The sequence below is a fragment of the Melissococcus plutonius ATCC 35311 genome (assembly GCF_000270185.1).
Classification (GTDB): Bacteria; Bacillota; Bacilli; order Lactobacillales; family Enterococcaceae; genus Melissococcus; species Melissococcus plutonius.
In genome coordinates, this window is the sequence record NC_015516.1 from 443478 (window position 1) to 470336 (window position 26859).

A 26859-nucleotide genomic window follows, 5' to 3' on the forward strand; every position below is an offset into this window, starting at 1 on the left:
AAAGGTGACATCCTTTAACTACTTTTTGTATTTGTATTTTTCTTTATTGAGTAACATTTATATTTTGTAAATATTTTAATCTTGCTTTATGACACCTAAATAATTGTTTACAGATTAGAAGCAATCAAACGATATAGTATTTAATAAAATATCCTGATTTAATAGTATGTTATCGATCTTATATAATAGAATAGAAAGATAAAAAAGTTATAAAGTGGTAGCTATTCCATAGGATGTAGTATTTACGAAAGTAGGTATTGAAAATCTATGCAGAGAGAAGCGAAGTGTTTGTATTTGGAAACCATTCAAATAATTTTAGGATTTGATCCATTTACCATTATTTTAATTTGTTTGATTGTTAAACTACTGAAAGAAGACAATAAAAAATAACCAGCTCTTCAACTTTTGAAGTTAAACTGGTTATCTTATTAAACTTTTATACTACTATTGTTTTAAACGGTTATACATTAAGGAGATATGTTTATGCCTGTCTTTTTTTATACTCTGATTATGTCACAATGATTCATCTTGCAAATATATTTCCTCAATTCCTATTTACATATAAAAAATCAAGATTTATTTAGTGGTTTTTGTGTGTTTAACAAAATATTTTAAAATAAATGGAGCGATTAGAGTCGTTAGAATAACTACCAAAACCATGCTAGTATAATATTCTTCCGATAGTAGTTTAGAAGTATAGCCAATTTGGGCAATAACTAGGGCCATTTCCCCTCTAGAGATCATGCCGGCACCTACAATGAATGATTCATTCATTGAAAAATTAGAGAGTTTTCCGCCTAAGCTACCACCTAAGAACTTAGTGATAATAGCTAAACAGGTCATTATTAGGATAAATAAAAAATTCTTACTTAAAGTATTGAAAGTAGTTGCTAAGCCGATATTTACAAAAAAATAGGGATAAAGAAAGTATAACCAATCGTTTCAATTTCTAAATAGCTATTTTCTTTTAAGGAAACCTGCCCGACTGCTATACCTGCAAAAAAAGCACCCAAGATAGAACTTAGACCAACAAAATCAGCAAGATAGGACATTCCAAAACAAATAGCTAACATTATTATAGTCATTGAAAAAGGAATAGTTAATTTTTTCTCTCGCTTTAAAAGGTAAGGAACAATCCAATGAATCGCTAAAAAAATAATTATAAAATAACAGAGTTGTTCTAATATCGTAATTGACAATATTGATTTGTTATCTGAATTTATATCAAATAAACTAGTTGTTATGCCTAATAAAATAACTACTACAATATCATCAACAATAGAAGCGCCCAGGATTGATGTACCTGCCTGTGTCCTTAAAACATTTAATTCCCTAAGTACTTCAACTGAAATACTTACAGAAGTGGCAGCTAATAATAAGCCTAAGAAAAAAGCTTCCTGCCAAGAAAAATGAAATAGAAGGCTTACTGGCATGGTTACCAGTATTGGAAAAAGAATACCTAAAATAGCAATCAGTAAGCTAGGTTTTAATTGTTTTTTTAGTAATCCTACTTCACATTCCATACCAGCGATAAACATTAACAATATAACGCCAATCTCAGAGCAATTTTCAAAAAATATAGTTGGGTGAATAATACCTAGTAGCGCCGGCCCTAATAGAACTCCAATTAATAACTGACCAATAACTCTAGGTATGTCGAATCGTTTACATAGTACACCAATAATTATTATGCAAACTAAAATTAAAAACAAATCAGCTAGAAAATCCATGTTATCATCCTCTTTCTTTTATAAACAAAAAAGCTCATTTTCAAAGAAAATGAGCCATTGTTTTTTAATAGCTAGACAATTCTTTAAAATCTTTTACTTTTCTCACCCCTTGAAAAGTCAAATCCTTGAAAGCAAAAGCTCCAACCATTAAATTATTTAATTTTATTTCTGAATCAATATTAACTAATTTACAACGATGTCTAATTAATGTCAAATTTGATTTAAGTAATTTTGAATGTTTGTAGAAAATTATAGTAAACACTTTCTTTTTATTAAGATGATAATATAAAGGTTGAGTGATATTAAAAAATAAATAGATAAATAGTATAATATCTTTATTGATAACTAGTTACATCTAGGTAATTTACAACTAAAAACATAATAAAAATGGGTAATTCTATCACTTATTAGTAGATTAATTTTTTTATAATTTGTAAAAAATGACATTGCAATCAATAATTATCCTTTGATGATCAATAAATGATTCAAAAACTATTTTTCAAATAAATATAATAACGATAATTTTTTTATCATTATCAATATGGATAATCAATTATTTAACTATATCTTATTAAAAGATTCCAATAAGCTTCACTTTAACCTATAAAAAATAGTTATAAATTATCGATCAATCTATAGATTCTATCAAGCGATACAGAGAAAAATTCATCTTCGGTTAAGAGGACTATTTGTGGTAACTTTTCTTTAACTTCTTTCTTTAGGTAAGGAGAAATTAAAACTAAAGCTTCCTCTTTTTCTAATAATTCTTCTGGTGATTGTGAGCCATCACAAACGTCAACATAAATATCTTTTCTACAACTTGAATGAATATAATTTTCTAATTTGTTTTTTAGTGTAGTAGAAAACTTTTGTAATGAAAGACCTTTATGATCTAATCCAATTGCTACACCACGTAAACCTACATTGGCCTTTGGATAAATATAAATCGTTGTCATCACTTTTTCATTCTCCTTGCCTTTTGTGTCAAATTAATAATTGATAGTTAAAAAAATTGAGCTTTTTCTTTTTTATCGTTAGTTTCAATTATACTAGCATAGTGATCAATAATTTCCTTATTATTATGAAATAAAGTATCTTGTACAGCCTTCACAATCAGGAAATCCAAGCTAATTGTGACTTCAAAAATTAACAAAGCAATGCTTAGAATTTTTTGATTTTAATCGTATAACACTCTTTAATAAAAGTATATCGCTTACATTTTTGATCGTCAATGCTAGATCAGCATTTTAGTAAGCAGTTACAAATAGCATGTATAAATGAAGATATATTTTTTCTGACCTTTTTAGCTCTCTTTGGTCTTGAAATCCATCCAATTTTGTTTGATGATTTTCAAGTTTTATCGAAATATATACCTTGATTAAATTTAATTCATTTGCTATTTTTATGTTGACTTTTAATCATCCATTTCAAGTGAAACTTTTTAAACCTATCTCTATAAAAGAGCTGGGATACTTCGTATCCAGTAAAATCATTTTTTAGCTTTGTAGGAAAAATTGAGAATGTTCATAGTGATAATAATTTTTAGTAAAATCAAAAGGTTCCCCATTACTTGTGTAATAAATTTCTTCAAGAAGCAGCATTGGTGAATTTTCAGGAAGTTCTAAATAATAGGCAATCTCACCTTTAGTTTTATGGACACTTAAATATTTGTCCGAAAACCCAATATTTATATTTAGTCCTTTCTCAAGATATTGAAAAATTGATCCCTCAGCAATAGAATCACTTAAAAATGGTACAATACTAGTTTTGTAGTAAGATTCCTCTAAACATAAAGTTTGTCCACGAATAGAATGGACACGTTTGACCCTATACACTTCTTCCGCTTGACTGCAATACAAGTTATTAGCAACTTCCTCTGGTGCTGGTATTAAAGAGACATTGATAACTTTAGATATTACATCAAAATAGGTTAAATCACCTGAAAATCCTTGGTTTTCTAATAAGGTGATATAGCCTTTTCTTTTTTTACGACGAACAAAAATACCGCTGCCTTGAACTTGATAGATTACACCCTTTGATTCAAGGACTTTCAATGTTTGTAAAATGGTATTCTTGCTAACTCCATATTCTTTTACCAACTCACTCACACTCGGAAGTTTGGTTCCTTGTGGAAGATTGTCTGCTTGAATATGTTGGATGATTTGTTGAGCTATTTCCTGATATTTCATGATAAATTCCTCCAAAAACTAACTTCTAATTTAGTTTACCAGTTAATTAGTAATTGTAAATGTAAGGGTCTAATTTAGAGAAAAGAGGTTTTAGTAGTGTGGGTGAAAAAGTAAGAGATTATTCAAAATTAGCAGAAGAGATACTAGCTGTTGTTAAATCTGATAATATTGTAAGCGTTGCCCGTTGTGCAACACGATTACGATTGGTTTTAAGAGAAAGTTCACCAGAAATGAAAGAGCAACTATCTAAATTATCTGGTGTTATCACTGCTGTTGAATCAGGTGGTCAAATGCAAATCGTCATTGGCACGCATGTCGGTGAAGTATATGATGCATTTATTAGTTTAGAAAATATAGACACATTGTCTAGTGAAGAAGAGGCACCGAAAAGTTCTATCTTGAATCGTCTGGTGGCAACAATGTCTGCCGTCTTTGCACCATTCATCTACATATTAGCTGCAGCAGGAATCTTGCAAGGCATTTTGATTTTATTGAATTTAGTGTTTCCGCAATTTGCTAAAATAGGAACATACCAAGTATTCAGTTTTATTTCTTGGGCACCATTTACCTTTTTACCAATCTTCATTGCAATAACGGCATCTAAGCATTTTAAATCTAATATGTACATTGCAATTGCTTGTTGTGCGGCATTAGTCTCACCAACATGGGCAGAAATGGCTGGATCGATTGCTTCTGGCAAGGTGATTACATTCTTTAATATTCCATTATCTGAAACGGTTTATACATCTTCAGTCTTACCACCCTTGATTTTAGTTTGGTTTTTGTCCTATTTAGAGCATTTTATTGAAAAAAGAATTCCTAGTGTCATTCGTTCATTGGTCGTACCCTTGATTTGTTTAGTGATCATGGTGCCTTTAACAATTCTGATTATTGGACCCATCTCAGCGGCAGCTGCATCAGGAATTGCAAATGGCTATAACTTTTTGGCTGAAAATGTACCATTCTTAGCTGCTGCGCTCATTGGTTTTTTTTGGCAAATCATTGTTATATTCGTGTTCATTGGGGAGTGACACCAATGGTTTTGGCAAACTTCGATATGTATGGTCGTGATTCATTCCAAGCCTTTCAGACAATTGCAGTTATTGCACAGGTTGGTGCAGTCCTAGCTGTATTTTTAAAATCACGCAATAAGGAAATGAAAGGAGTGTCCTTGTCTGCCTTTATTACTGGGATTTTTGGTATTACCGAACCAACAATTTATGGTGTTACGCTACGATTGAAAAAACCTTTTATTTATGGCTGTATTTCTGGAGGAGTAGGTGCCATTGTGGCTAGTTTCTTCCATCCTTATTATTATGCTTATGCAGGTTACCAAGTGTTCTTACTACCGTTAATGCAATCAATCCTAAAAATTATGGCTCATTTATTGGTATTGTCATTGGTTCTCTAATTGCATTGGTTGGTCCCATTATTTTGACACAGCTTTTTGGAACAGGCGAAACGGTTGTTGAAGAACAAGAAATGGCACAGGAATTAAATGATAGCGACCATTCTTCTGTTAATAGCATGAAAGCACGAATCCTAACACCGATCGAAGGAACGATTATTCCGCTTGACCAAGTGCCAGATGAAGTATTCTCAACAGGTATGATGGGTGCAGGAATCGCTATTGAACCTAGTACAAATGAAATTTATGCACCTTTTTCCGGAACAGTCACTTCTATATTTGATTCAAAACATGCAATTGGATTAACATCAGAAGAGGACGTAGAAGTATTGATCCACATAGGAATCGATACTGTTAATTTAAAAGGAGAAGGCTTTGAGTATTTTGTTAAACAAGAACAACAAGTAGAACAAGGACAATTACTTTTACGCTTTGATCAGGAAAAGATCAAGAAAGCTGGTTATCTAGTAACAACAATGATTGTCATAACAAATAGTGGACAATTGAATGAAGTATTGTTAACTAAAAAAGAAACCGTGACACATGCAGATACATTGATAGATTGTCAATAAAAATTTAAATAAATTAGGAGGAAAAACAATGGTACAAAAGAACTTTTTATGGGGTGGCGCATTAGCCGCACATCAATTTGAAGGAGGCTGGGACGCAGGCGGCAAGGGACCTAGCGTAATCGATGTGATGACCGCTGGAGCACATGGTGTGCCAAGAGAAATTACGGAAACAATTGAAGAAGATAAGTTTTATCCTAATCATGAAGCCATTGATTTTTATCATAACTACAAAGAAGATATTGCACTATTTGCTGAAATGGGCTTAAAATGTCTACGAACTTCTATTGCTTGGACGCGTATTTTTCCAAAGGGAGATGAAGAAGAGCCAAATGAAGAAGGACTACAATTTTACGACAATGTGTTTGATGAATTGTTGAAAAATGACATTGAACCGGTCATTACGCTTTCTCATTTTGAAATGCCACTACACCTAGCAAGAGAATATGGTGGCTTTCGTAATCGTAAAGTCATCGACTTTTTCGCTAAATTTGCAAGAGTTGTCTTTGAACGTTATCAAGATAAAGTTAAGTACTGGATGACATTCAATGAAATTAATAACCAAATGGATGTTAATAATCCGATCTTTTTATGGACCAATTCTGGTGTCTTGGTGAAAGAAGGCGAAAATCCTAAAGAAGTGATGTATCAAGTGGCTCATAATGAATTGGTCGCTAGTGCAAAAGCCGTAATGATCGGCAAAGAAATCAATCCTAATTTCCAAATTGGCTGTATGATTTCTCATGTACCGATTTATCCTTATTCATGTAATCCGGAAGATATTATGGCTGCTGAAGAAGCAAACCATCAACGATTTTTCTTTGCAGACGTTCATGTACGAGGAAAATATCCTAATTATGCCTTAAAAGAATTTGAACGTGAAGGGTACAACATTGATATTCGATTAGAAGACCTTGCTGTGCTAAAAGCTGGTACTGTTGATTATGTTGGCTTCAGCTACTATATGTCAACGGTCGTAAAAGCAGATGCGAAAAATGATACAGAGAACAATATTGTAAATGGTGGGTTGTCAAATGGGGTAGAAAACCCTTATATTCAATCAATAGATTGGGGATGAGCCATTGATCCAGAAGGATTACGTTTTACATTGAATCGCTTGTATGATCGCTACCAACTTCCTTTATTTATCGTTGAAAATGGATTTGGAGCCATTGACGTCTTGGAAGATGGTGCTGTCCATGATCAAGAACGAATTGATTATTTAACCAAACATATTAAAGCAATCGAAAAAGCAGTAAATTATGATGGTGTTGAACTTTTAGGATATACGCCTTGGGGAATCATCGATCTTGTATCTTTTACAACAGGTGAAATGAAAAAAAGATATGGCATGATTTATGTCGATCGAGACAATGAGGGCCATGGAACAATGAAACGATACAAAAAAGATTCATTTGACTGGTATCAAAAAGTGATTGAAAATAATGGCCTTTCTTAAAAATTTATAATGAATAATGGTAGTATCTCTGAAAAATAATAAGTAAAAGACATGATACCTAAAAAGTTAGGTATCTCATTGCGTTGGATAGTTATAGTTGGATGTATTGCTATATATTTATCTTATATCCTATAAACTAGTAATTATTTACTCAACTTTCATGATCACTAGTAAGATAAATGTAGTCATTTATTAGAAATTAAAACATTTGAATAATGAAGTAAGTCGATTGGATGAAAAATAATATTTATCAATTAGTATGAAGGTCAATCCATTGGATAAAAAAGCTACTACGATTATTAAACAAAAGGATTTATAATTCGTAAAAATAGGAGGAGAATTTAAAAACGACAAAATGCTTAGAAAGCGAAGAAGTATCTTTAACTTTCTAAGCTATTTTTTTATTTATCTTAAATTTAAAAAAGACCAAAACATCATATATTTTTCATAAAAATTTCAGCAGTTAGGAAAAATGCTTGTTGGTTGTTTGAAAAAATAGGCATAAGCATTATGTACTAAGAAATCATTGTTAATATTTGTATAAAAAATGGTATATAATGTATTATAAAAAATTTGAAATAAATTTTATTCAAAGTTCCATAGTTATATAAGAAATCAAGCTAAAATAAAGCGATATTGATAATTATTTGTATAAAAATTAATAACATGATTAAAATAGTGACAATTTATTTTTAATAAAGCCTTTTTGAATAGAATAAAAATTCTCCAGTTAAATTAAAGTATAATAATAAACATAACAACTTAAAGCTAAATACCAAAGAATGAGCTGTATGAATATTAAAATTACTTTTTTCGTTTTTTCTTTAAGTAGAGCCGTTAATGTAGAAAGAATAGAAATTTTAGAAATTATATTTTTATTAAATATTAAATTAAATACAAAAAATATCAATGGAAATGTCCAAATAATGACTTTTCCACCTGGATTATTTGGTGGACCAAATAAGGGAAAGTAGGTAGGGACAATAGAAGGTAATTTAGGATATAGATATAGATTGCTTATAAATAATAGAAGGGTGAATAATAAGTTTATATTCGTAATTTGCTTATATTTGCTTACTACAAAGTTAATCATTTTATCTCCTCATTTGTTTATAAGTTGTTTTATTATTATATCTATAGGTAGCATACTACTAAATGAATGCAAGTTAAACTTATTTGTGCTTTTATTCACTTGAATAAAAAATTTTTTAATAGTAATATAATAATATATAAATGTTTAAAATATATAGAGAAAATTTATGGATAGGATTATAGTTGTGTCTATAATTACCATAAAAAATTTTCAATGAATAAAAATGTGAATTTAAAAAATTTTATAAAAAAGAAATTAAGATTAGTTAAGTAATTTATTTTGTAAAAAACTAATGGAAATAGATGGATTGCAGGTTCCGTTCATTAGAAATATAAAATAATTAATATATTTTATATATTATAAATTAAGACTCATACAAGTAGGGAAGGGAGATAGAAAAATGTTTATTGATCATTTTTATCTAAAAGTTGGAAATAAACTTTTATTAAAAGATACTACCTTACCTTTTTCAGAGGGAAAGATCAATCATGTCCTTGGGCAAAATGGTGTAGGAAAATCCCAGTTAGCCAAAGAATTTATTTTAAATAGAAGTAAATTAATTCCTAAAAATATCATTGAGGATACAATTATTTTATCAAGTTTTTCAAATGTCCCTTCAGAACTAACATTATCTGATCTACAACTATTGAAAAATAGATTATCGGATGAAATTTACAAATTGCTTAATTTGGCATCGATTGATTCAAAAATAAAGATAAAAGACTTAAGTGATGGACAAAAACAAAAAATAAAGCTTTATTTATTTTTTTCATCTAATAAAAATATTGTCATCCTTGATGAGATTACAAATGCCATAGATAAAAAAACCGTGCTTGAATTGTATGATTTTTTAAATTTATATCGTAAGCAAAATCCTCAAAAAACAATTATAAATATTACACATAATTTATCTGACTTAAAACATTTACAAGGAAACTATTTTTTATCAATGAATATAAACTGACAAAGGTAGACACAATCGGACAAATCATTGATCTTTACATGGGAGTTGGCGTATGAAATATGTTTAGAATGGAATTTAAACGAACCATTAGAAGTAAGATTTTCATTTATATAGTAGCAATAACTTTGGCGGTTTTTCTACTTGGTTACATTCTTCCAGTTGGAATAGACAAACAATCTTCTCTTAGTTATAGTGACTATTTATTTAGTACTTATACAGTAATGACACAGTTTGGTTTTTTACTTTATAGTTTTGTGATTAGCATTTTTTTCAATAAGGATTATACCAATAAAACGATTTTATTTTACAAAAATTTTGAGATAAATTACTTCAACTTTTATTTATTTAAAGTTATTTTATTATTTTTAGAAATTACTTTCAGCCTTTTCGTTTGTTTAGGTACGGTATCTATTTTTTATGATAATTATCAACCATTTATTCCAAATGTTTTACTTTTTTCTGCTGTCAGTTTCCAATATATTATCATTATTAGTATTATTAGTTTTTTGTTTTCGAATGTATTGATAAGTTTGGGAGTAAGTATTATTTATTGGCTAACATCTATGATTTTCGTTTCTTTCGGTTCGTTCTTTAAGTATATTGCATTATTTGATGCTTCAAATTTTCTTTATCCACAAATAGACCGATTTTTTAAAACAGGTATTTTATCATTAGACAATATAGTTACTATACTGATTTTTCTAGTTTCCATTTTTTTGATTTCTTTCTTTATTTTATTTCTTTCAAGAAAAAGATGGGAAAAATTAGGAATTTAATCACTTATAATATTAAAATACTTTTAGTAATTTTTGTTTTGAAGCATCTTGAAAGATATAATTTGCTAGTATTTTACATACCATTTAAAAAAGTGAATTTTAGCTATCAAATTATTATTAAAAACACAAAAGCACCTTGTAAACATTGTAAAAATTATAATTCTGCATTAAAAATTATTTGTTCAATTATTATATAAAATGAAAGGAAGGATTCTTTTAAATGACAAAATATCTTCTTTTTACAATATTGGTTAGTCTCGTTATCACCCATCTTATTATGCAATGTTTAAAACCATTTTCAACCAATCTTTTGGTAGATTTTCTTGTTTATATTATTACAGTTTCAGTAATTACAGTAATATTGTATATAACAAGTAATAAGTTCAAAACAATCATGCATGGCGGAAAATAAGAACAATTCTTATAACAATTCCATGATAAATTTTTAGATCTGTCTAGTAATAGAATTTTTTTATTCGACAGATCTTTTGATTAGGATTGATCATTCATTTTTGTTTAATTTAAGTATTGCTATTAAAAAACAGTAATAACATTAAAGAGGGATAAAGAAAAAAGAAATTGACCAATGGATGAATGAAAGTGATTAAGAAATATCTAAACACAATTCTAATAGAAAAATAATTATCTAAATATCATAAAAAAATAACTGATTCTAATGATTTAAATAAAGTTTCAATTTATCTGCCTCTTTTTATAGCTCCCTATATATTTTTGATACTCTTCACTATATTTTCGTAAAAGCAAGATAAACGGTGCTATATCTATTAAGCTTGAATGACAAGAGTAGGGAATTTTAGTAAGTAAAAATTAAATTAGGCAGGTATCAATCATCAATCTAAAGAATAAGATAAGGAGGAATCTGAATTCAGATTTCTCCTTATCTTATATAGACTCATTCAATTTAACAGAAGTGTCTTTTAACAAAGCAATGAACCATTCCTAAAAATATGCCAAACTTGCTGAATCAGTTACTGCAATTACCTGTTTTGCAAATGATCATTTAACTTTGCAATAGTATCTTTCCTCTAATAAAATTCATATCTCATCCAATAGTTCCAATTATTTTTAAAAACATACCATAGGTTTAGACAGTATAGAACTACCATTATTGATTATTGGTTTGTATAGAGTATTTTTGTAATTTGATTGAGATTCAATGGTACCTTTGATGTAATTAAATCGGAAAATTCTTCTTTAAATGCATTAGCCATTTGTTTTCCATAGACTGTTTCGAATGCTTCAATGATCTTTATAACTTTGTTATAGTCACTTTTCTTTGAAGTTTCTAGATAATTTAAAGTATATTCTAGGTAATTTAAATGTAAGTTAATATATACATAATCAATTTTTATAACTTGTAATTTGCCTCTATTCACATAGTAACGCGCTTTTTTATAATTTCTGGCATATAAATACTTTGTTGCTAGATTCGGAAAGACTGAATAAGCCATATACATGGTTTGGTAACTTCTTTTATTTGGGTCTGTAACTGGAAATAATTTTTTCATTAATATATTTATTGTTTCTTCATCTAGATAAAGCAATGTATTAGCAAACATATAGTAGTCATAATGAGTGTATATAGATTGTTTGAATAATAAATCTTTAATTAATTCAATATCTTGTGAATTAATTGGCGATACCTCTTTCCAAGTATCATAAAAAGCTACCTTAATGTTTAGATATGTATTTAGTTCACGAATGGATTTATCCTTTTTATTAGTCAACCAATAGTAGTCATTTAATAATTTTTGTTTCCCTAATTCAAAGGTTGGATCATTACAGCATTTTTTTAATTGTTTTTCTGTTTGATTGATTCTATAATTTTCGGTATCTAGATCATCAACATTTAGAAAGAATTCAACCAATGTAATATTTAATTTGTTGCAAAAGTTAATTAAATTAGCAACCGTTAAATTTGTTTTTCCTATTTCTATATTTCTATAAGCACCTGGGGTATGGTTTGGTAACATATCTTTTTGTTTTATCTTTTTTTGTGTACGAAAAAATTTTAATGTTTCTAAAATATTCATAAGTACTCCTTTTTTGTCAAATTAATAATATTTTTTTTATTAAAATTTATGAGTTATATATCAAAAAAATGACAACTATATATATATTCTAGTTTATTTTTATTAACTTTATATATAATAATGTTATATTAACAAAAAACAAAAAATATTATATGTGCTTTTTTTTATTGAAAACGCCTTATAACTAGTCTAAAATATAATTATTCATTAAGGAAATGATACCTTAAAAGGAGTGATAAATATGTATGTATATAACGTTATAATCAGTAATTTTCCATGGATTCTTCCATAACTTTTTTAATATATTAAAAAGGTTAAAAAATAGCCGACTCTGTAATAGATTCGGCTACAATGTTTAATTAGTTAACTAGGGAGGATAATATGTGTATCACTTTACTTTAATGGATGATAAAGATAAACATGATCGGGGAAGTATTATCCTCTCTAGTTAACTAATTAAATGATTAACATATTGGTATTTTATCATAGAATAAAAAATAAATAAACCTTAGGCTGGTTTATAATAAAAAATGTTTCCGCTTTACTTTTTGAAAACAAATAGGTAGCTAAAATGCTTCCTCTGAACAAGCTTTCTTATCCGCAATTATAAACTAAAAATCATTTAAGATGTGTTAGACTTATTTTCTGATTAGGAAAATAGGAGTGATCATAAATGATTTTTTATTTGTCCAGATTATTTTCATGATCAATAATAAACGATTTATAAAGGAGTCTATTTATGAAGATAAAGCTATCCAGTTTGATGATTCTCTTAGTCAGTAGTATCGCACTAACAGCTTGTAGTAGTACAACAAGTACAATTAGGAAAGTTGGACATCCTAAACAGGCACTGAATTACATAGAAAAAGCAGTCATAACAACAACCGATCCTTCTTTGGCAGCTGATGAAGTCAGCTTAAATGCATTAAATAATGTAGATGAAGGAATCTATCGTTTAGATAAAGATCATCTTCCACAACCAGCTGGTGCGGCTGAAAAAGCAACGCTTAGTAAAGATGGAAAAACCTATACGATTAAATTAAGAAAAAATGCGACTTGGTCAGATGGTAAACCGGTGAAAGCCCAAGATTATGTGTATAGTTGGCAACGCACTGTTGATCCGAAACTTGCTTCAACGACCACTTATTTTTTCAAACCGGTTAAAAATGCTGAGGCCATTGCTGAACGCAAGATGGATAAATCAAAATTAGGTATTAAATCCATTGATGATTATCAATTAGAGATTACCTTGAATAAACCAACACCCTACTTTGAGTATCTATTGACACTGCCTACTTTCTTTCCACAACGAAGTGATATGGTAAAGAAATTTGGCGACCAATATGCTGCTAAAAGTCAAAATGCTGTGTATAATGGCCCATTTGTACTAAGTGGCTATCAAGCAACAGGTTCAAACGATACTTTGTCTTATGTAAAAAATACTCACTATTGGGACAAGCATCAGGTAAAATTAGACAAAGTCAACCTGAGTGTAGTAAAAGAAGGAGCGACTGCTTTAAATCTATTTAAACAAGGTCAAGTGGATACGACTTATTTGGCAAGTGAATTTGTCCCTCAAATGAAAAATGATCCAAGCTTTTTATCGATAGATCGTTCTTCTACTTCTTATCTTGAGTTTAATCAAAAGGAATCGGATTCACCTTATCGTAATGTAAATTTGCGTAAAGCAATTTCTTATGCCATTAATCGAAAAGAACTGGTAAATAATGTATTAGCAGATGGTGCAACAGAAGCAGTTGGATTAGTGCCTAAAAAATTTGTGAGCAATCCGAAAACACATCAAGATTTTACGGAAGAAACAAATTCTGTTATTCAGCATGATGCAAATCAAGCAAAAAGTGATTGGGAGAAAGCAAAGAAAGAACTAAATTTTTCTTCATTAGAGATGAATATTTTAACCGACGACATGGCAATGCCTAAGAAAATGGCAGAGTATTTACAAGCAACTTTATCAGAGACGTTACCGGGATTAAAGGTCAGTATCACCTCGATTCCTTTTTCGGTTTTACTGGATCGGGTAAACAAGGGTGATTTTCAGGTAGCCATTGCTGCTTGGGGAGCTGACTATGCAGATCCAACAAGTTTTCTTGAATTATTTACAACCAAAAATTTTAATAACCATAGTAAATATACCAATAAAAAATATGATGAACTGGTAGATCAGGCTATGAATAGTGAGAGAAATCAACCAGAAGAGCGATGGAATAAGCTAGTGAAGGCAGAAAATATACTGATGAACGATATGGGTGTTGTGCCATTGTATTATTCTGTCGATACACGTTTGTGTCAAGCAAAAGTCAAAAACATTATCTATCATCCAATCAATACTAGATATGAACTGAAATGGGCATCAATTAATGAATGATTGTATGTTTTTAAAAGATAGCTATTAGGTGTATTTAAGAATATCATAAAAGCATTTAACCAATGAAGCAATCATTAATAATCAAACAGTGAGGCTATTTATGATTGATTTTACAATTGCTAATAAAATGCTAAATAAACAAAAGTAAAATAGGAATTCCATTGGATCAAAAGCATTTTAAATAGGAATTTATGTTATCTTAATGTTGAAATATGAACTAGACAATTGGGAAGGAACGAAGGAACCCATAAGCAAGATAAACAATAAAAAACGATCGAATGAGGCTATGATGCCTAATTCAATCGTTTTTTTATTGCTAATGATTTTTATCATCTATTCCTATTTTATCTAGAGATTTAGTAAAATAAAATGTTCTATGTGCTTTGCTTTTTTAAGTGTTATAAGCAAATGTTGAATACAGTAAATTAAATTTATTTCTATTTACTTTCTTCTATATGTTTAGTTGTTCATGAAACATGATTTATAATTGGGCTGCAGCAGCTGCATCAAGGATAACTGTAACATTTTGATGCTTTTGTAGGCAGCTAGCAGGTACCCGCTCAGTTATAGGACCATTGATTAATCCCTTAATTGCTTCAGCTTTTTCAGCACCATAAGCCATTAGGATAATTTGTTTGCTTTGCATGATAGACTGAATGCCCATCGATATAGCATGTGTAGGTACGTTTTCATTCTTGTCAAAGTAACGTTTGTTTGCTTCAATCGTTGATTCAGTTAATTGAACAATATGAGTGGTTGTTGTAAAAGGCGTTCCAGGTTCATTAAAACCAATATGACCATTCCGTCCAATTCCTAGAATTTGAATATCAATTGGATATTCAGCAATAATTTGATCATAACGTTGACATTCCGCGGCTAGATCTTCAGCTTTTCCGTTTGGAACAAAAGTTTCCTTAAAGGATTTTTTATTAAATAATTTTTCATTCATAAAATGACGATAACTTTGGCTATCCGTACCGCTTAAGCCAGCATATTCATCTAAGTTAATCGAAGTTATAGCTGAAAAATCTAATGAGCTATTTCTCATTTGTTGATAGAGCGTTTCAGGTGTACTACCAGTGGCTAATCCTAAAACGTGGATGCCTTTTTCCATTTGTTCTTGGATCATTGCAAAGGCTTTTTCTCCGCCCTCATCAGCATTCTTTACACGGATGATTTGCATAATTAAACACTCCCTTATTGCTTGGTATATACCGATTTTAACACACCTTATAAAAAGTTGCAAGAAATGTCTAGACCAAATTAACAAAAAAATTTTAACAAAATAAGCTAAGAATATTTTGTTATCAACCGCTAATGAATAGCATAAATAATTATTAAAACTAAAAATGAAGGATGAATAGCAGTTAGAAACTAAGCTTGTCTTATTTTCGTTTTTAACCATCATTTTCCAGTAGTAAGATAGGCAATAAACTAAATCAGATAATAGATTTAAAATAGGCATTGATTGTATTTATTCATATTTTCCATTTCGATTTATTAAATGATTGACAGAAATCATAAACGAATTTTAGATATATTAAAAATTAATAAACCTATTTTAGTTGATTTACCAGCAATAAGGATACTTGTAAGATTCTAATCAATCATCTATTTCTGTAAATAAAATCAATTTTTAAAGAGAAAAATCATTCTAACGAATAGGGAATAGTGTTCAGGCGATCAAACACAAAAATAGTAAAGCTATAAAAATTCTCAAATTGTTTTAGAGAATTTTTATAGCTTTACTTTATGGATTATTTGAAGTTTTTACCAATTAGTTGTCCATTGACTACTCTAATTTGATAGGTATAAGATTCGCCTTGATAGGTTTGAATGGTTAATGTATAGGTCATTCCTTCTTGCATTAACTTTGTGAGGTCACTTGATAAAGTTAGGTTATTTTTTTGATAATTCGGTGAAAATTCTTGGTAATTGATCAGGTAATTCCACCAAGGATTACTTGAGATGATTTGGCCATTGGCATTTTTTAAAGAACCATTTTTAAATCGTTGTCCATTATACTTTACTGGAATAGTGAACGTTTGACCTAGATCGCCTTTTGCATCGAATAATTCAGACTGCTTGCTATAATAAATCTGTTGTAACCAGTTCGCACCACCATCAAAAACCAAGGTCAATGTGTCTTTTCTCTCAAAAGCACCCTGTTTTTGTTGGGCAACAAAGTGAGGAAGTAAGGTAATACCAACTGTTGTACTTGAATAGTCGCTACCTTCTTTTAATAATTCCCCATTATATTGGATGTTTTTAAGTTTGTGATGATTCCAAGTTATTGGAATATCAATTTGTTGTGTCTGTTGCTTGATAAAGGTATGTTGATAACCAGTGGCATAAGCAGAGCGTTCATCGATTGATTTTGTTACAATATCACCAAAGAAAGGTTTTTTCCAAGTATTTTTTAAGCGATCAAAATGTTGTCCATTATCCCACAACATTAAGGATACTTTATTCTCACTGGCTTTTTTATTCATATATTCAATATATTTATAAGTTTCACCCGGATCGTTCGCTTCTTCTGATAGATCATAACCTAATAAGCCATACTCACCAATAACTACGCCAATACCTCGATTGATTAGTTGTTCATTCATTTGCTGAAATAGCCGATCAGCACTTTTCCTTGATGTTGTCGTGTCCCATAAAAGATCATCAAACCCCATAATGCCTAAACTATTACTATAAACCCACTCACTATAATAATGAACGGTTGCAATGAGATAGGGATCATTGAATGCTAAGATGGACTGGTATAAAAGATTCATTGCTTCTGGATTCGCATCACAGTATAAGGTAGGCAAAATTAAATAACGAGTTGCATTTTTACCACCAGAGTCTCTTACTGTTTGATAAAAAGCTTGGTTAATCGTTTTCAATTTTTCATTTGCCTGTTCTTTACTTCCCTCAAACGTTGGTTCATTGATGGATTCAAAACTGACTTTTCCTGATTCATCTTTAAATTCATTAGCAAGTTGCTGCCAAATAGTCACATAACGTAAATACTCAGATTGGTTTTTATCCCCATTCCATTTTGCAAGCCACTGCCAAGAATCGTGATGTAAATTAACCATAACATAGAAACCTTCAGCAACTGCCCAATCAACGACTTGTTTATAACGAGCTAGAAATTCTGGATCGATTTTTCCTGCTGTATTTTGACGATTAATCACAGAAAAGGGTAACCGAATACTAGTAAATCCTTGTTGCTTAATTTTTTTCAAAAACTCACGCGTGATTCGTGGATTTCCCCAAGCTTCTTCATAAGCATGCTGATTATTCAGATCAAATCCATCAAACGAATTGCCTAAATTCCAACCTTTTCCCATCTTTTGAACATAATCGATAGAAGAAGACTCTTGTGCTTCAGCAGAGCTACTGTTTAGTATTCCCATTAAGCTAAACAGTCCAACAAACAATAAACAAATAATAAATTTTTTCATCTTTCTCCTCCATTCATTTTTGTGTAAAAACTAGTAAGATGAATAATATATAAGAAATAGCGATTAGACCATTGAGTGAAATGGAAATAAATAATAATGGTCAACTATTTGTTATTTATTTTGCTGTTGCTTCGATCTTGTTGATAGCTATGATTCTAATTATTTATTCCAATCGGTTCAATAAATTACACTATAACTTTTATCGATTAAGGAGAATGTTTTCTATTAAAAAAATAAATGCATCAAAGAAATTTTGAAATTATTTTTGTTAAATCTTTAGGTGTAAACCAAAATTTTCTAAATTGAAAAAATGACGTAACAAAAGTGCATAGCCACCTAATTGTGTTGCATATTTAGAATTGTTCGAAATTTCTAATGGTGTTGTTCTGATTGTTAATGATGAAGTTTTATGTTTGATATCAATTAATAGAGAAGGGATTTCTTCCAATAAGAAAGAGGTGAAAATAATCACTTCAGGATCAAAACTTAAGCAAACATTATTAACGACATTGGCTATATTTGTAGTAAATTCATCAAGAATGGCATGAACCATTAGATTTTCCTGATTATATAATTGACAAAGAGTAGTAAATGAAAGAGAAGAGCGATCAAGCTTTTTCTTTACTTTTTCTATTACAGCTGTCTGTGAACCATAGTCTTCAACTTTTTTCTTGACTTAGGAGAATTTCCATATATTAGGTTCAACTGTCCAATTTCACCAGCAGCACCATTCGCACCTAAATAGATATGTTTATTTAGGATAATTCAATAGTTTCTAGTTTCTGTACTGGTATTAGTACTGATACTAATATAGATTAAACTATTTGACGCCTTTTCACCACTGGAATCTCTTTGATAAATAGAAATAGTTGCCAAATTTGTTTCATAATTATTCATAAAGAATTCATTTTAGCACCTAATGAAAAATTTATTGCTTAGAAGAACGATTGACAAATTTTGTAAAAAATGGTCAATCTGTTGAAATTTAGAATGAGAATGAGAATGATGGAATGAAAAAGGGATAAAAGATAGTTTAGTTTTTGTCCGTTCTGCCACTGTTGGCAGTCAAAAATATTCTGTTCATTGAGCATAAATTTGGAAAACAAGCTACTATAATAAATTACCATCGCCAACAAGATGAGTTACTCATTCAGACAACCAATATTAAAAATGTTGAATTAGTTATTCATTTTTCAGAAAAACCTACAATAAAACAACGAATTACTGATGAAAAAATAACTGTTCAATTAGCTTAAACTAACTATAAATCGTTGATTCATAACAAGTGATAAACCATTAGTGAAAAAATACTATATAGAAATTAGGACCAATCAGCCTTAATTTTTATATAGTATTCTTTATTTGAGAATTCTTCATTAGATAATAATCGAGCGATAGATATAGAAAGATAATCTTTTACCAAACCATACATTGAAATCAAGCTGCTTCATTTAATCAAGTAGCTGAATAAGCAATAAAAATAAATATATAGCTATTGCTATGTTAGATAAAAATAGTTAGTCACAAATATCATTTATTTGTCAGTTGATAAAGATCAAAAGTTTTTTAGTAATCAAATAACAAAATTTCTAAATGTAATTAGATACATTGAAGTAACAATGGATTAGATAGATCTATCTAATTCTGTTTAATCTTTTGATGAAAGCTACTCAAGATTGTATAGTGAAAGAAGAGATTGCTTTTAATAACTTAGCTTAATGTTTATAAGTTATACAGCTAGGAAACTTTAATAAATAATAGAAAGTGTGAACAAATTGGCGAATCATCCATTAAAAAAGTCTATTCCATTTAGCATTATTGGATTTGTAACTTTCTTATTTATACTTCCTAAATGGTTATCAAAAAGTATGATTATTGGTTCGGATGCAATGATTCATTTTAATCGTTTTTATGAAACCATGATGCAAATAAAACAAGGGAATTTTTCTTATTATCTGTCTTTGTATGATTTTCAGCAATCAGGTAGAATCGTTAATGCACTTTATGGACCATTTATGGCTTATTTTCAAGGATTATTGGCATTAATGGGTGGTTCATGGTTTCATTACCAACTACTCTCAAATAGTGTACTTTACTTTATCGCTGGTTCAATGATGTTTTTATTTTTGAAAAAAGCCATTCAATCTAATAGGCTTGCTTTATGGGGAGCACTTATTTATATGAGCACCTATTCTATTCAATACTGGACCATTCGACAAGGATTTTCTAGTTGGGGAGCCGCCTTTTTTCCACTTTGTTTACTTCCAATGCTTACTTTGGTGAATCAAAAGAAAATACCAGTAATACCATTAAGTTTAGCAGTTGCTTTGATGTTTCAAATTCATTTATTCAGTGCAGGTTTGTTAGTTGCTTGTTACTTGCCGGTTATTTTTTATCTATTCATTCATAGTTCAGAAAAAGGACGTTTTTTCTGGGATAGCCTTTGTTCACTTTTTTTATTTATTTGTTTAACTTTAAATATCTGGTTAAGTTTATTTAGTATTTATGGTCAAAATTCTATTGCAACAGTCTATACGAATACCAAAATGAGTGAATCAACAATTAATCAACATTCCTTTTATTGGTTAATTAGTCCAATCATAATAAGTGTTATTCTAGTTTTGCAATTCGTTTTAAGTTTAAAATACTGGAAAAAAATGAATCTGTTATCCAAGTTTGCATTTCTACTTCTGCTTGTTTTCTTACTTTTATCGAGTAGTTTAGTTCCCTGGGATGATTTGATCAGAAAAAAATTTTGGTTGGCAGAACTTACTCAATTCCCTTTTCGCTTTTTTATTCCTGCAACTAATTTGGGAATTTATTTATTTGCATATTCACTAAAAGAATCGTTTATTCAAATGAAAAATTTAAAAAAAATTGGTAATCTTATTATCATATTAAGTGTATTGCAAACAGTTTTACTGATTCATTCTACTTCCTTACGTTGGCATCAAACCAATCAGTCAATCGCTCGTCGAGGATCAACATTTATAAAAAAGCAAGAAATAATAAAAACAAAAAGTTCTTTCTTCTCTACAAAGATGGACCAATCGCTCAGAGCCGTTCAAAAACCAACACCAGATTATTTGCCAATCTATCAAAAAAAGAATCGAAATATGTATCATGTTTATAGAGATACCATCATTCATGCTTCTAATCGGTTTACAAAAAAGGTAGTTGGAAATCAATTAGTTGTTACATGGCAGTCAACATCAACGAAAAAAGTTTCAGTTCCTATCATCAAGTATGCTGCAACCCAACTAACATTTAACGGTAAACAACTAAAAAGCACTGATTTTACGCTTGGTGCAATAGGAACACCAATCATCAATCAGAAAAAAGGCACCAATCAATTGATGATTCGTTATCAGTCTCCTTCTTACTTTACTTTATGTTTGCTGATTACAATAGGTAGTTGGGTGTGTCTGCTTATTGTATTCATCGTCTGTAATCATGGCAAAATAAGAAAATAAATTAATGAAAATGGCTAAAGGACAATTCAGTTAGAATTTCTAACTGAATTGTCCTTTTTATTCTACTTTCCATTTTTAACCTAAATATTAATCATGAAGTTAGAAAAAATAAAATGCGTATTAGTTGTAATTATAGTAGACAAATAATTAAAATTGAATAGATAGTTGTAAATGCAATAATAATGAAAAAATTTCTATTATTTTCTATTTTCTTTGTTATTTTTAATAAAATTATCATAAACATCTTGCAGTCGATCCGTCAAACGAGTAATGTATAGTGTAATGATGAATTTAGATAAGGGTGAGAGAATGAGTGAAAATAAGGAATTTGCTGAAAGTTTAAGCCCATTTGAACTAAGCTTATTTTTAGAAAAGAAAATTCATGAAAAAAATCAGAATATTGAAAATTGGTTAAATGCCGGACGAGGAAATCCGAATTGGACAGCGCCAACACCAAGAGACGCTTTTTTCTTACTTGGACAATTTGCCGTACAAGAAACATTGATTGATGAAAATAGAGCAACAGCAGGCATGGTCTCTGAAAGTGAAACACGTGCAGAGCGCTTTTTAGCTTTTCTCACACAACATTCTGGTAAGGGTAGAGAATTTTTAATCAATATTTGGAATGATGGAAATGATTATCTAGGGATGGAAAAAACAGAATGGTTAGATCAGATTTTAGACGCTATTATTGGTGATAACTATCCAAATCCAGCTAATTGTTTATCTGCTTGTGAGCCAGCCATAAAAGCCTATCTGAATCAAGAATTATTTTCAGATCAAGCAAAACCATTTGATATTTTTGCCGTTGAAGGTGGTACAGCAGGAATTTGTTATTTATTTGATACATTAATAAATAACTTTTTGCTAAAAAAGGGAGATAAAATTGCGTTAATGTTGCCAACTTTTGCACCCTATTTAGAATTAACAGAGTTAGCACATTATGATTTTGAGGTTGTTAAAATCACTGCAGAACAGACACAACTAGATGAAAAGAACAGTTGTCAATTTTCAGAGGAAGAAATTGATAAATTAAAGGATACAAGTATTAAGGCTGTTTTTGTTGTAAATCCAAGTAATCCTACTGCCAATGCAATCTGTTATTCAACAATGAAGCAAATTAAGAAAATTGTGTTAAATGATAATCCTAAATTAATGATCATAACAGATGATGTGTATGGTACATTTGTAGATGACTTTCATTCCTTATTTGCCGAATTGCCATTTAATACTGCCTGTATTTATTCTTATTCTAAGTATTTTGGTGCAACTGGCTGGCGTATAGGGACGATTGCAGTTAGCCATGAAAATCTGTTTGATCAACTACTACACCAACAATCATCTGATCAGAAAAAACAGCTACAAAAGCGATATTGCTCATTAAAATCAAATGTAGAAGAATTAACTTTTATTGATCGCTTAGTTGCAGATAGTCGGGATATTGCATTAAATCATACTGCTGGTTTATCTTCAGCACAACAAGTAATGATGACTTTATTTAGCTTATATGCCTTATTAGATAAAGGAAAAAACTACAAACAAGAAGTTATGAACATCTGTCGTTCACGAGAAAAATTACTTTATCAAACTCTTGATTTAGAAGAGCCATTAGAAGAACTCAATACTTCTTATTATTGTGAGATTAATTTTAAAGAATGGCTAGAAAAACGTTATGGTAGAGAATTTTCAGAATATTTTAAAAATGATTGGACTGTAACAAAATTTCTGACATCGTTGGCGGAAGAAGAACAATTAATGCTTTTAAGGACCAATGATTTTGGCAGTGATGATTGGTCAATCCGAATTTCACTTGCTAACTTATCTACTAGTCAATATAAGGAAGTTGGGAAACGAATTATTCATTTAGCAGATACCATTCAAAAAAAATGGCTGGAAAACAAAGACAAATCCGCTAAAGTAATTACTGTAAAAAAGAATCTTGCTGAATAATAATACCAAAAATTCAAATCTATTTGTTTCGTTTAAAAGTTTTAGTTTATATTATGCATCATTTGGGATACAAGCTAAAAAGCTGATATAGAAAGTTTCTTTCATATCAGCTTTTTTATTTAATTTTGGGATACGCTAAAGGAACGATTGAATTGTTTTTTCATGGGGGTTAATGATTTATTTTCAGGTAGTTATTCATCCATAAGAGAAAGGTAAAAAATTAAATTATTGTTATTTATTAGATTTTTCAAATGAACGAATTAATTATAATAATTTGTCATTCAAATTAAGACATACATCAAGAGAACTATTAGCAATATTGATTAATAGTTACCCTATTTTTTTGAGAAATAACTTGATTTAAAGAATTTTTTGGGTAGATTTATATTTTCGTTTCATTAATGCTTATTTTAAAATTGATAAAAGACTCTCACCAACTACTATTTCATCTTGATCCATATCAAGTACTTCAAAGTATTGAGCTGAATTCGTAATAACAATTGGTGTAAGAGGAGAATATCCCGCCGTTTTAATCGTTTCAAGATCAAAAGTTACTAGTCGGTCGCCTTTTTTAACCTTTTGTTCTTGTTTTATATCTAGATTGAATCCTTTTCCTTCTAGCTCAACTGTGTCTAAACCAATATGCATTAGTATCTCTATTCCGTCTGTTGTTGTTATGCCAACAGCATGTCCTGTGGGAAATAAAGTCGTAATTGTTCCATCAGCTGGATCATACAACTCACCAATACTTGGATCAATAGCAACACCTTTACCTAAAGAATTTGAAGAAAATACTTGGTCTTTAACCTCTGTTAGTGGAATAACCTTTCCTGCTAGAGGACTAGCTAAAATCATTTGTTTTTTCTTGGATTCAACAGTTGAAGCATGTTTAGTATGATTCGTTTCTGAAGTAATAGTTTCAGCTTGTGGTTCTTCACTAAATCGTAAAATAAATGTTAGTACAAAAGCAAGGATAAAAGCCATTGCTGTACCAATTGCCGTTGCCGTGAGTCCAGCCATGTTTTTGCTATTTGGTGGAATAAAGCCAGGTAAACTTAATAAACCAATTAAGCCAAAACTAAAATTTTTAACATTATTAAAGCCGACAAAAGCACCACCAATGGCACCACCGATACATGCAGCGATAAAAGGTCTTTTTAAAGGTAACGTCATGCCATAAACGGTAGGTTCTGTGATGCCAAACAATGAAGTAATGGTTGAGGAGAGGGCAATCCCTTTTAATTTAATATTCTTAGTTAAGAAAAAGACAGCAAGAGCAGCTCCTCCCTGTGCTAAAACAGCTGGTAATAGCATAGGTGACATAGTATCATAACCTAGCGAATTCAAATTTACCATCATGATAGGTATAAGTCCCCAATGCATCCCAAACATAACAAATACCTGCCATAAACCACCCATTGCTATACCAGCAATAATTGGACTTAAGCGATAAATACTTCCATAGATACTACCTAATCCATCACCAAGTATGGTTCCAATGGGCCCAATAACAATAAAAGTAATTGGCGCCATAATCAGAAAAACAGCTAGAGGAACACAGATAATCTGTAAAAAACTAGGAATAATTTTTTTGAAAAAATTATCTACATATTGTTGTAAATAAACCGCTAAAATAATTGGAATAACAGATGAAGTATAAGCACTTGCACCTATAATCACAGGAATACCAAGGAAGCTTAGATTTTTTCCAGCTAAAGCTGTAATACTCGGATGAACAAGTGCTAGAGCCAGAGAAACAGCTAAATACTGATTTGTCTTAAATTTTTTTGCGGCTGTAAAGGCTAAAATGACGGGTAAATAGGTAAATAAACCATCCGAAATTGCAAATAGCAGTGTATAAACACCAGATTTATCAGTAAACCAATGCAGTGCGACTGCCAAGGTTAAAAATCCTTTTAAAACACCGGCACCAGCTAAGGCACCAAGAAAAGGTGTAAAGATAGAAGAGACAATATCAATCAATTGATTAAAAATATTTCCTTTGTCACTAGTATCTTTTCCATCTACATCTAAATGAACTAAATCAGTTATTTCTCGATAAATATCACCAACATGACTACAAATGACAACTTGATATTGACCGCCACTTCTGACTATTTGAATAATATAGTCATTCTTATTCAGTCTCTCAGTGTCTGCTTTGTTTTCATCTTTTAGTTTAAAACGTAAGCGTGTGGCACAGTGAACCACACTGATGATGTTTTCTCTATTACCAATAGAATCTAAAATAAATAGGGCAGTTTCTTGATTTTTGTTCATTCTTTTTCTCCTTTAATTAAATAATAAAAACCCAGATAGAAAAACGTAGTAAAAAAATTAATTTTTACCTAGGTTTTCTATCTGGGTTTTGCCTGTGAATCAGTAACAATCCCTTATTGATTCATTCTTATTTTTTATCATTAGCAATTCTTTCAATATGAATTGTTAGATAAATTTTTTCAGTCTCACCAACTGATTTTCCATAAGTCTTGATCAAATAATTCGTAATTTGCTGAACAGTTTGAAAAGATTTTGGATATTTGGATTGGATAAGCGCAAATAAAAATTCATCTCTTTCTAAAGATAACTCATCCGTCAAGTAACGTTTTACAAAATAATTTAAGTGAGTGACAATACGTTGATAATTTAAAGAATCAGGATTGAGCGTTTTTCCAAGAAATCGATGAATAATTGATAAAATATCTCGAGCGATTTCAACAGATTGCATGGTTACCTGCATAGTCTGATTTGCTTGTTCACTATTTACAATATGAAAAGCAATGAACCCAATTTCAGATTCAGGCAATTGAATATTAAAGACTTGATGAATTTTTTCAACGGCCTCCTCAGCAACAGCAAATTCCTTTGGATAGAATTTGCGTGTTTCGAATAATAGAGGATTTGGTAATTCAATTCCTTTTCTTGCTCGTAGTAATGCATAATGAATATGATCGGTCAAAGTTAAATAGATAGTTTGTAAAAGTTCTATATGTAGGTTCTTTTCTGCTAGGTCTACAATTTGTTTTATCACCTCGATTTCTTCTGTAGGAACATCAGCAAAGAGTTGTTGAAACTGTCTGGCAGTTACAGAATCTTTTAAAATAAATTCTTTTTCAATTGTCATTGGATCAATGGAATCACCAATTTTTTTCTTAAAGGCTAAACCACAACCCATATAAATGATTTCCTCATTCGCTGCATTCTTTGAAATAACTACATTATTATTTAAAATTTTATCAATAACCATTATTCACCACCTTAATTTACGATAAAATAAAAAAACCTAGAATTTGCCAAAAAATTATGGTAAATCTAGGTTTTGCCTGCCAAGCAGTAACAATCCTTGTAAT

At 30.0% G+C, this 26859-nt stretch carries 17 protein-coding genes, 4 pseudogenes and 1 other annotated feature; of the genes and pseudogenes, 12 read left to right on the forward strand and 9 right to left on the reverse strand.

Going from position 1 to position 26859, the window contains the following annotated elements; translation table 11 throughout:
- Window positions 1-576: 576 nt before the first annotated feature.
- From MPTP_RS01890 to MPTP_RS01900, 3 genes and pseudogenes are all read right to left on the reverse strand, one after another.
- A pseudogene (locus MPTP_RS01890) lies at window positions 577-1730 on the reverse strand (cation:proton antiporter).
- Between the two features lie 96 nt (window positions 1731-1826).
- Window positions 1827-1876 (reverse strand) — a sequence feature (sodium ion sensor (DUF1646 type); this cis-regulatory element may regulate processes involved in with the transportation of sodium ions).
- Window positions 1877-2344: 468 nt separating this feature from the next.
- Entirely contained in the window at window positions 2345-2686 is a 342-nt protein-coding gene (locus MPTP_RS01895; RefSeq protein ID WP_013773341.1) for a hypothetical protein, read from the reverse strand.
- 540 nt (window positions 2687-3226) lie between these two features.
- Window positions 3227-3919, reverse strand: coding sequence for a GntR family transcriptional regulator (locus MPTP_RS01900; protein WP_013773343.1), 693 nt, complete (start codon window positions 3917-3919; stop codon window positions 3227-3229).
- A 98-nt stretch (window positions 3920-4017) separates the two neighbouring features.
- Here MPTP_RS01900 and MPTP_RS09040 point away from each other — a divergent pair, with 98 nt between their 5' ends.
- The 8 genes and pseudogenes from MPTP_RS09040 (at window position 4018) to MPTP_RS01940 (ending at window position 10600) form a co-directional block, all read left to right on the forward strand.
- Complete coding sequence (locus tag MPTP_RS09040) at window positions 4018-4950, forward strand: PTS transporter subunit EIIC (RefSeq protein ID WP_013773344.1); 933 nt, start codon at window positions 4018-4020, stop codon at window positions 4948-4950.
- Complete coding sequence (locus MPTP_RS10180) at window positions 4911-5330, forward strand: PTS transporter subunit EIIC (protein ID WP_268765773.1); 420 nt, start codon at window positions 4911-4913, stop codon at window positions 5328-5330. The genes MPTP_RS09040 and MPTP_RS10180 overlap by 40 nt, the downstream gene beginning before the upstream one ends.
- A gap of 23 nt (window positions 5331-5353) precedes the next feature.
- Window positions 5354-5899, forward strand: a complete 546-nt coding sequence (locus MPTP_RS09845) for a PTS sugar transporter subunit IIA (protein WP_231849652.1) — start codon at window positions 5354-5356, stop codon at window positions 5897-5899.
- Window positions 5900-5927: 28 nt separating this feature from the next.
- Window positions 5928-7355, forward strand: a pseudogene (locus MPTP_RS01920) (6-phospho-beta-glucosidase).
- A gap of 791 nt (window positions 7356-8146) precedes the next feature.
- Complete coding sequence (locus tag MPTP_RS01925; protein WP_013773347.1) at window positions 8147-8329, forward strand: hypothetical protein; 183 nt, start codon at window positions 8147-8149, stop codon at window positions 8327-8329.
- Window positions 8330-8848: 519 nt separating this feature from the next.
- Window positions 8849-9468: pseudogene (locus MPTP_RS01930) on the forward strand (ATP-binding cassette domain-containing protein).
- Window positions 9469-9471: 3 nt separating this feature from the next.
- The gene (locus tag MPTP_RS01935; RefSeq protein WP_013773349.1) at window positions 9472-10188 is read left to right on the forward strand and encodes an ABC transporter permease; all 717 of its coding nucleotides are present in this window, start codon (window positions 9472-9474) and stop codon (window positions 10186-10188) included.
- Between the two features lie 220 nt (window positions 10189-10408).
- Complete coding sequence (locus tag MPTP_RS01940) at window positions 10409-10600, forward strand: hypothetical protein (RefSeq protein ID WP_041363302.1); 192 nt, start codon at window positions 10409-10411, stop codon at window positions 10598-10600.
- Window positions 10601-11321: 721 nt separating this feature from the next.
- Here the strand turns inward: MPTP_RS01940 and MPTP_RS01945 are convergent.
- Window positions 11322-12242 carry a helix-turn-helix domain-containing protein gene (locus MPTP_RS01945; protein WP_013773350.1) on the reverse strand — a complete coding sequence of 307 codons (921 nt, stop codon included), beginning with the start codon at window positions 12240-12242 and terminating at the stop codon, window positions 11322-11324.
- A 739-nt stretch (window positions 12243-12981) separates the two neighbouring features.
- Between MPTP_RS01945 and MPTP_RS01950 the strand changes: the two genes are divergently transcribed.
- Window positions 12982-14628: a peptide ABC transporter substrate-binding protein gene (locus MPTP_RS01950; protein ID WP_013773351.1), complete on the forward strand. Its 1647-nt coding sequence runs from the start codon at window positions 12982-12984 to the stop codon at window positions 14626-14628.
- A 481-nt stretch (window positions 14629-15109) separates the two neighbouring features.
- Here MPTP_RS01950 and nagB read toward each other — a convergent pair whose 3' ends face one another.
- The 3 genes and pseudogenes from nagB to MPTP_RS01965 form a co-directional block, all read right to left on the reverse strand.
- Window positions 15110-15811, reverse strand: coding sequence for a glucosamine-6-phosphate deaminase (gene nagB / locus MPTP_RS01955; RefSeq protein WP_013773353.1), 702 nt, complete (start codon window positions 15809-15811; stop codon window positions 15110-15112).
- Between the two features lie 574 nt (window positions 15812-16385).
- On the reverse strand, window positions 16386-18086 hold the full coding sequence (locus MPTP_RS01960) for a cellulase family glycosylhydrolase (RefSeq protein ID WP_013773354.1): 1701 nt from the start codon (window positions 18084-18086) through the stop codon (window positions 16386-16388).
- Window positions 18087-18354: 268 nt separating this feature from the next.
- Window positions 18355-18738 (reverse strand): annotated as a pseudogene (locus MPTP_RS01965) (hypothetical protein); the annotation flags it as partial.
- A gap of 388 nt (window positions 18739-19126) precedes the next feature.
- Between MPTP_RS01965 and MPTP_RS01970 the strand changes: the two are divergent.
- From MPTP_RS01970 to aspD, 3 genes are all read left to right on the forward strand, one after another.
- Complete coding sequence (locus tag MPTP_RS01970) at window positions 19127-19342, forward strand: hypothetical protein (RefSeq protein ID WP_231849653.1); 216 nt, start codon at window positions 19127-19129, stop codon at window positions 19340-19342.
- A 510-nt stretch (window positions 19343-19852) separates the two neighbouring features.
- The gene (locus MPTP_RS01975; protein ID WP_231849654.1) at window positions 19853-21559 is read left to right on the forward strand and encodes a hypothetical protein; all 1707 of its coding nucleotides are present in this window, start codon (window positions 19853-19855) and stop codon (window positions 21557-21559) included.
- Window positions 21560-21868: 309 nt separating this feature from the next.
- Window positions 21869-23509, forward strand: a complete 1641-nt coding sequence (gene aspD, locus MPTP_RS01980) for an aspartate 4-decarboxylase (protein WP_041363466.1) — start codon at window positions 21869-21871, stop codon at window positions 23507-23509.
- 405 nt (window positions 23510-23914) lie between these two features.
- On the opposite strand, the gene MPTP_RS01985 is transcribed toward aspD, so the two are convergent.
- Window positions 23915-25789: a beta-glucoside-specific PTS transporter subunit IIABC gene (locus tag MPTP_RS01985; RefSeq protein WP_013773359.1), complete on the reverse strand. Its 1875-nt coding sequence runs from the start codon at window positions 25787-25789 to the stop codon at window positions 23915-23917.
- Window positions 25790-25916: 127 nt separating this feature from the next.
- The gene (gene licT / locus MPTP_RS01990; protein WP_013773360.1) at window positions 25917-26756 is read right to left on the reverse strand and encodes a BglG family transcription antiterminator LicT; all 840 of its coding nucleotides are present in this window, start codon (window positions 26754-26756) and stop codon (window positions 25917-25919) included.
- Between the last annotated feature and the right edge of the window lie 103 nt (window positions 26757-26859).

What these genes read in the sequence shown, in the direction of transcription:
- MPTP_RS01895 (WP_013773341.1), bottom strand. Translation starts at nt 2,686, where the DNA reads ATGACAACGATTTATATTTATCCAAAGGCCAATGTAGGTTTACGTGGT.
- MPTP_RS01985 (WP_013773359.1), bottom strand. Translation starts at nt 25,789, where the DNA reads ATGAACAAAAATCAAGAAACTGCCCTATTTATTTTAGATTCTATTGGT.
- MPTP_RS01960 (WP_013773354.1), bottom strand. Translation starts at nt 18,086, where the DNA reads ATGAAAAAATTTATTATTTGTTTATTGTTTGTTGGACTGTTTAGCTTA.
- aspD (WP_041363466.1), top strand. Translation starts at nt 21,869, where the DNA reads ATGAGTGAAAATAAGGAATTTGCTGAAAGTTTAAGCCCATTTGAACTA.
- MPTP_RS01950 (WP_013773351.1), top strand. Translation starts at nt 12,982, where the DNA reads ATGAAGATAAAGCTATCCAGTTTGATGATTCTCTTAGTCAGTAGTATC.
- MPTP_RS01900 (WP_013773343.1), bottom strand. Translation starts at nt 3,919, where the DNA reads ATGAAATATCAGGAAATAGCTCAACAAATCATCCAACATATTCAAGCA.
- MPTP_RS01940 (WP_041363302.1), top strand. Translation starts at nt 10,409, where the DNA reads ATGACAAAATATCTTCTTTTTACAATATTGGTTAGTCTCGTTATCACC.
- licT (WP_013773360.1), bottom strand. Translation starts at nt 26,756, where the DNA reads ATGGTTATTGATAAAATTTTAAATAATAATGTAGTTATTTCAAAGAAT.
- MPTP_RS01945 (WP_013773350.1), bottom strand. Translation starts at nt 12,242, where the DNA reads ATGAATATTTTAGAAACATTAAAATTTTTTCGTACACAAAAAAAGATA.
- MPTP_RS01925 (WP_013773347.1), top strand. Translation starts at nt 8,147, where the DNA reads ATGAATATTAAAATTACTTTTTTCGTTTTTTCTTTAAGTAGAGCCGTT.
- MPTP_RS01935 (WP_013773349.1), top strand. Translation starts at nt 9,472, where the DNA reads ATGTTTAGAATGGAATTTAAACGAACCATTAGAAGTAAGATTTTCATT.
- nagB (WP_013773353.1), bottom strand. Translation starts at nt 15,811, where the DNA reads ATGCAAATCATCCGTGTAAAGAATGCTGATGAGGGCGGAGAAAAAGCC.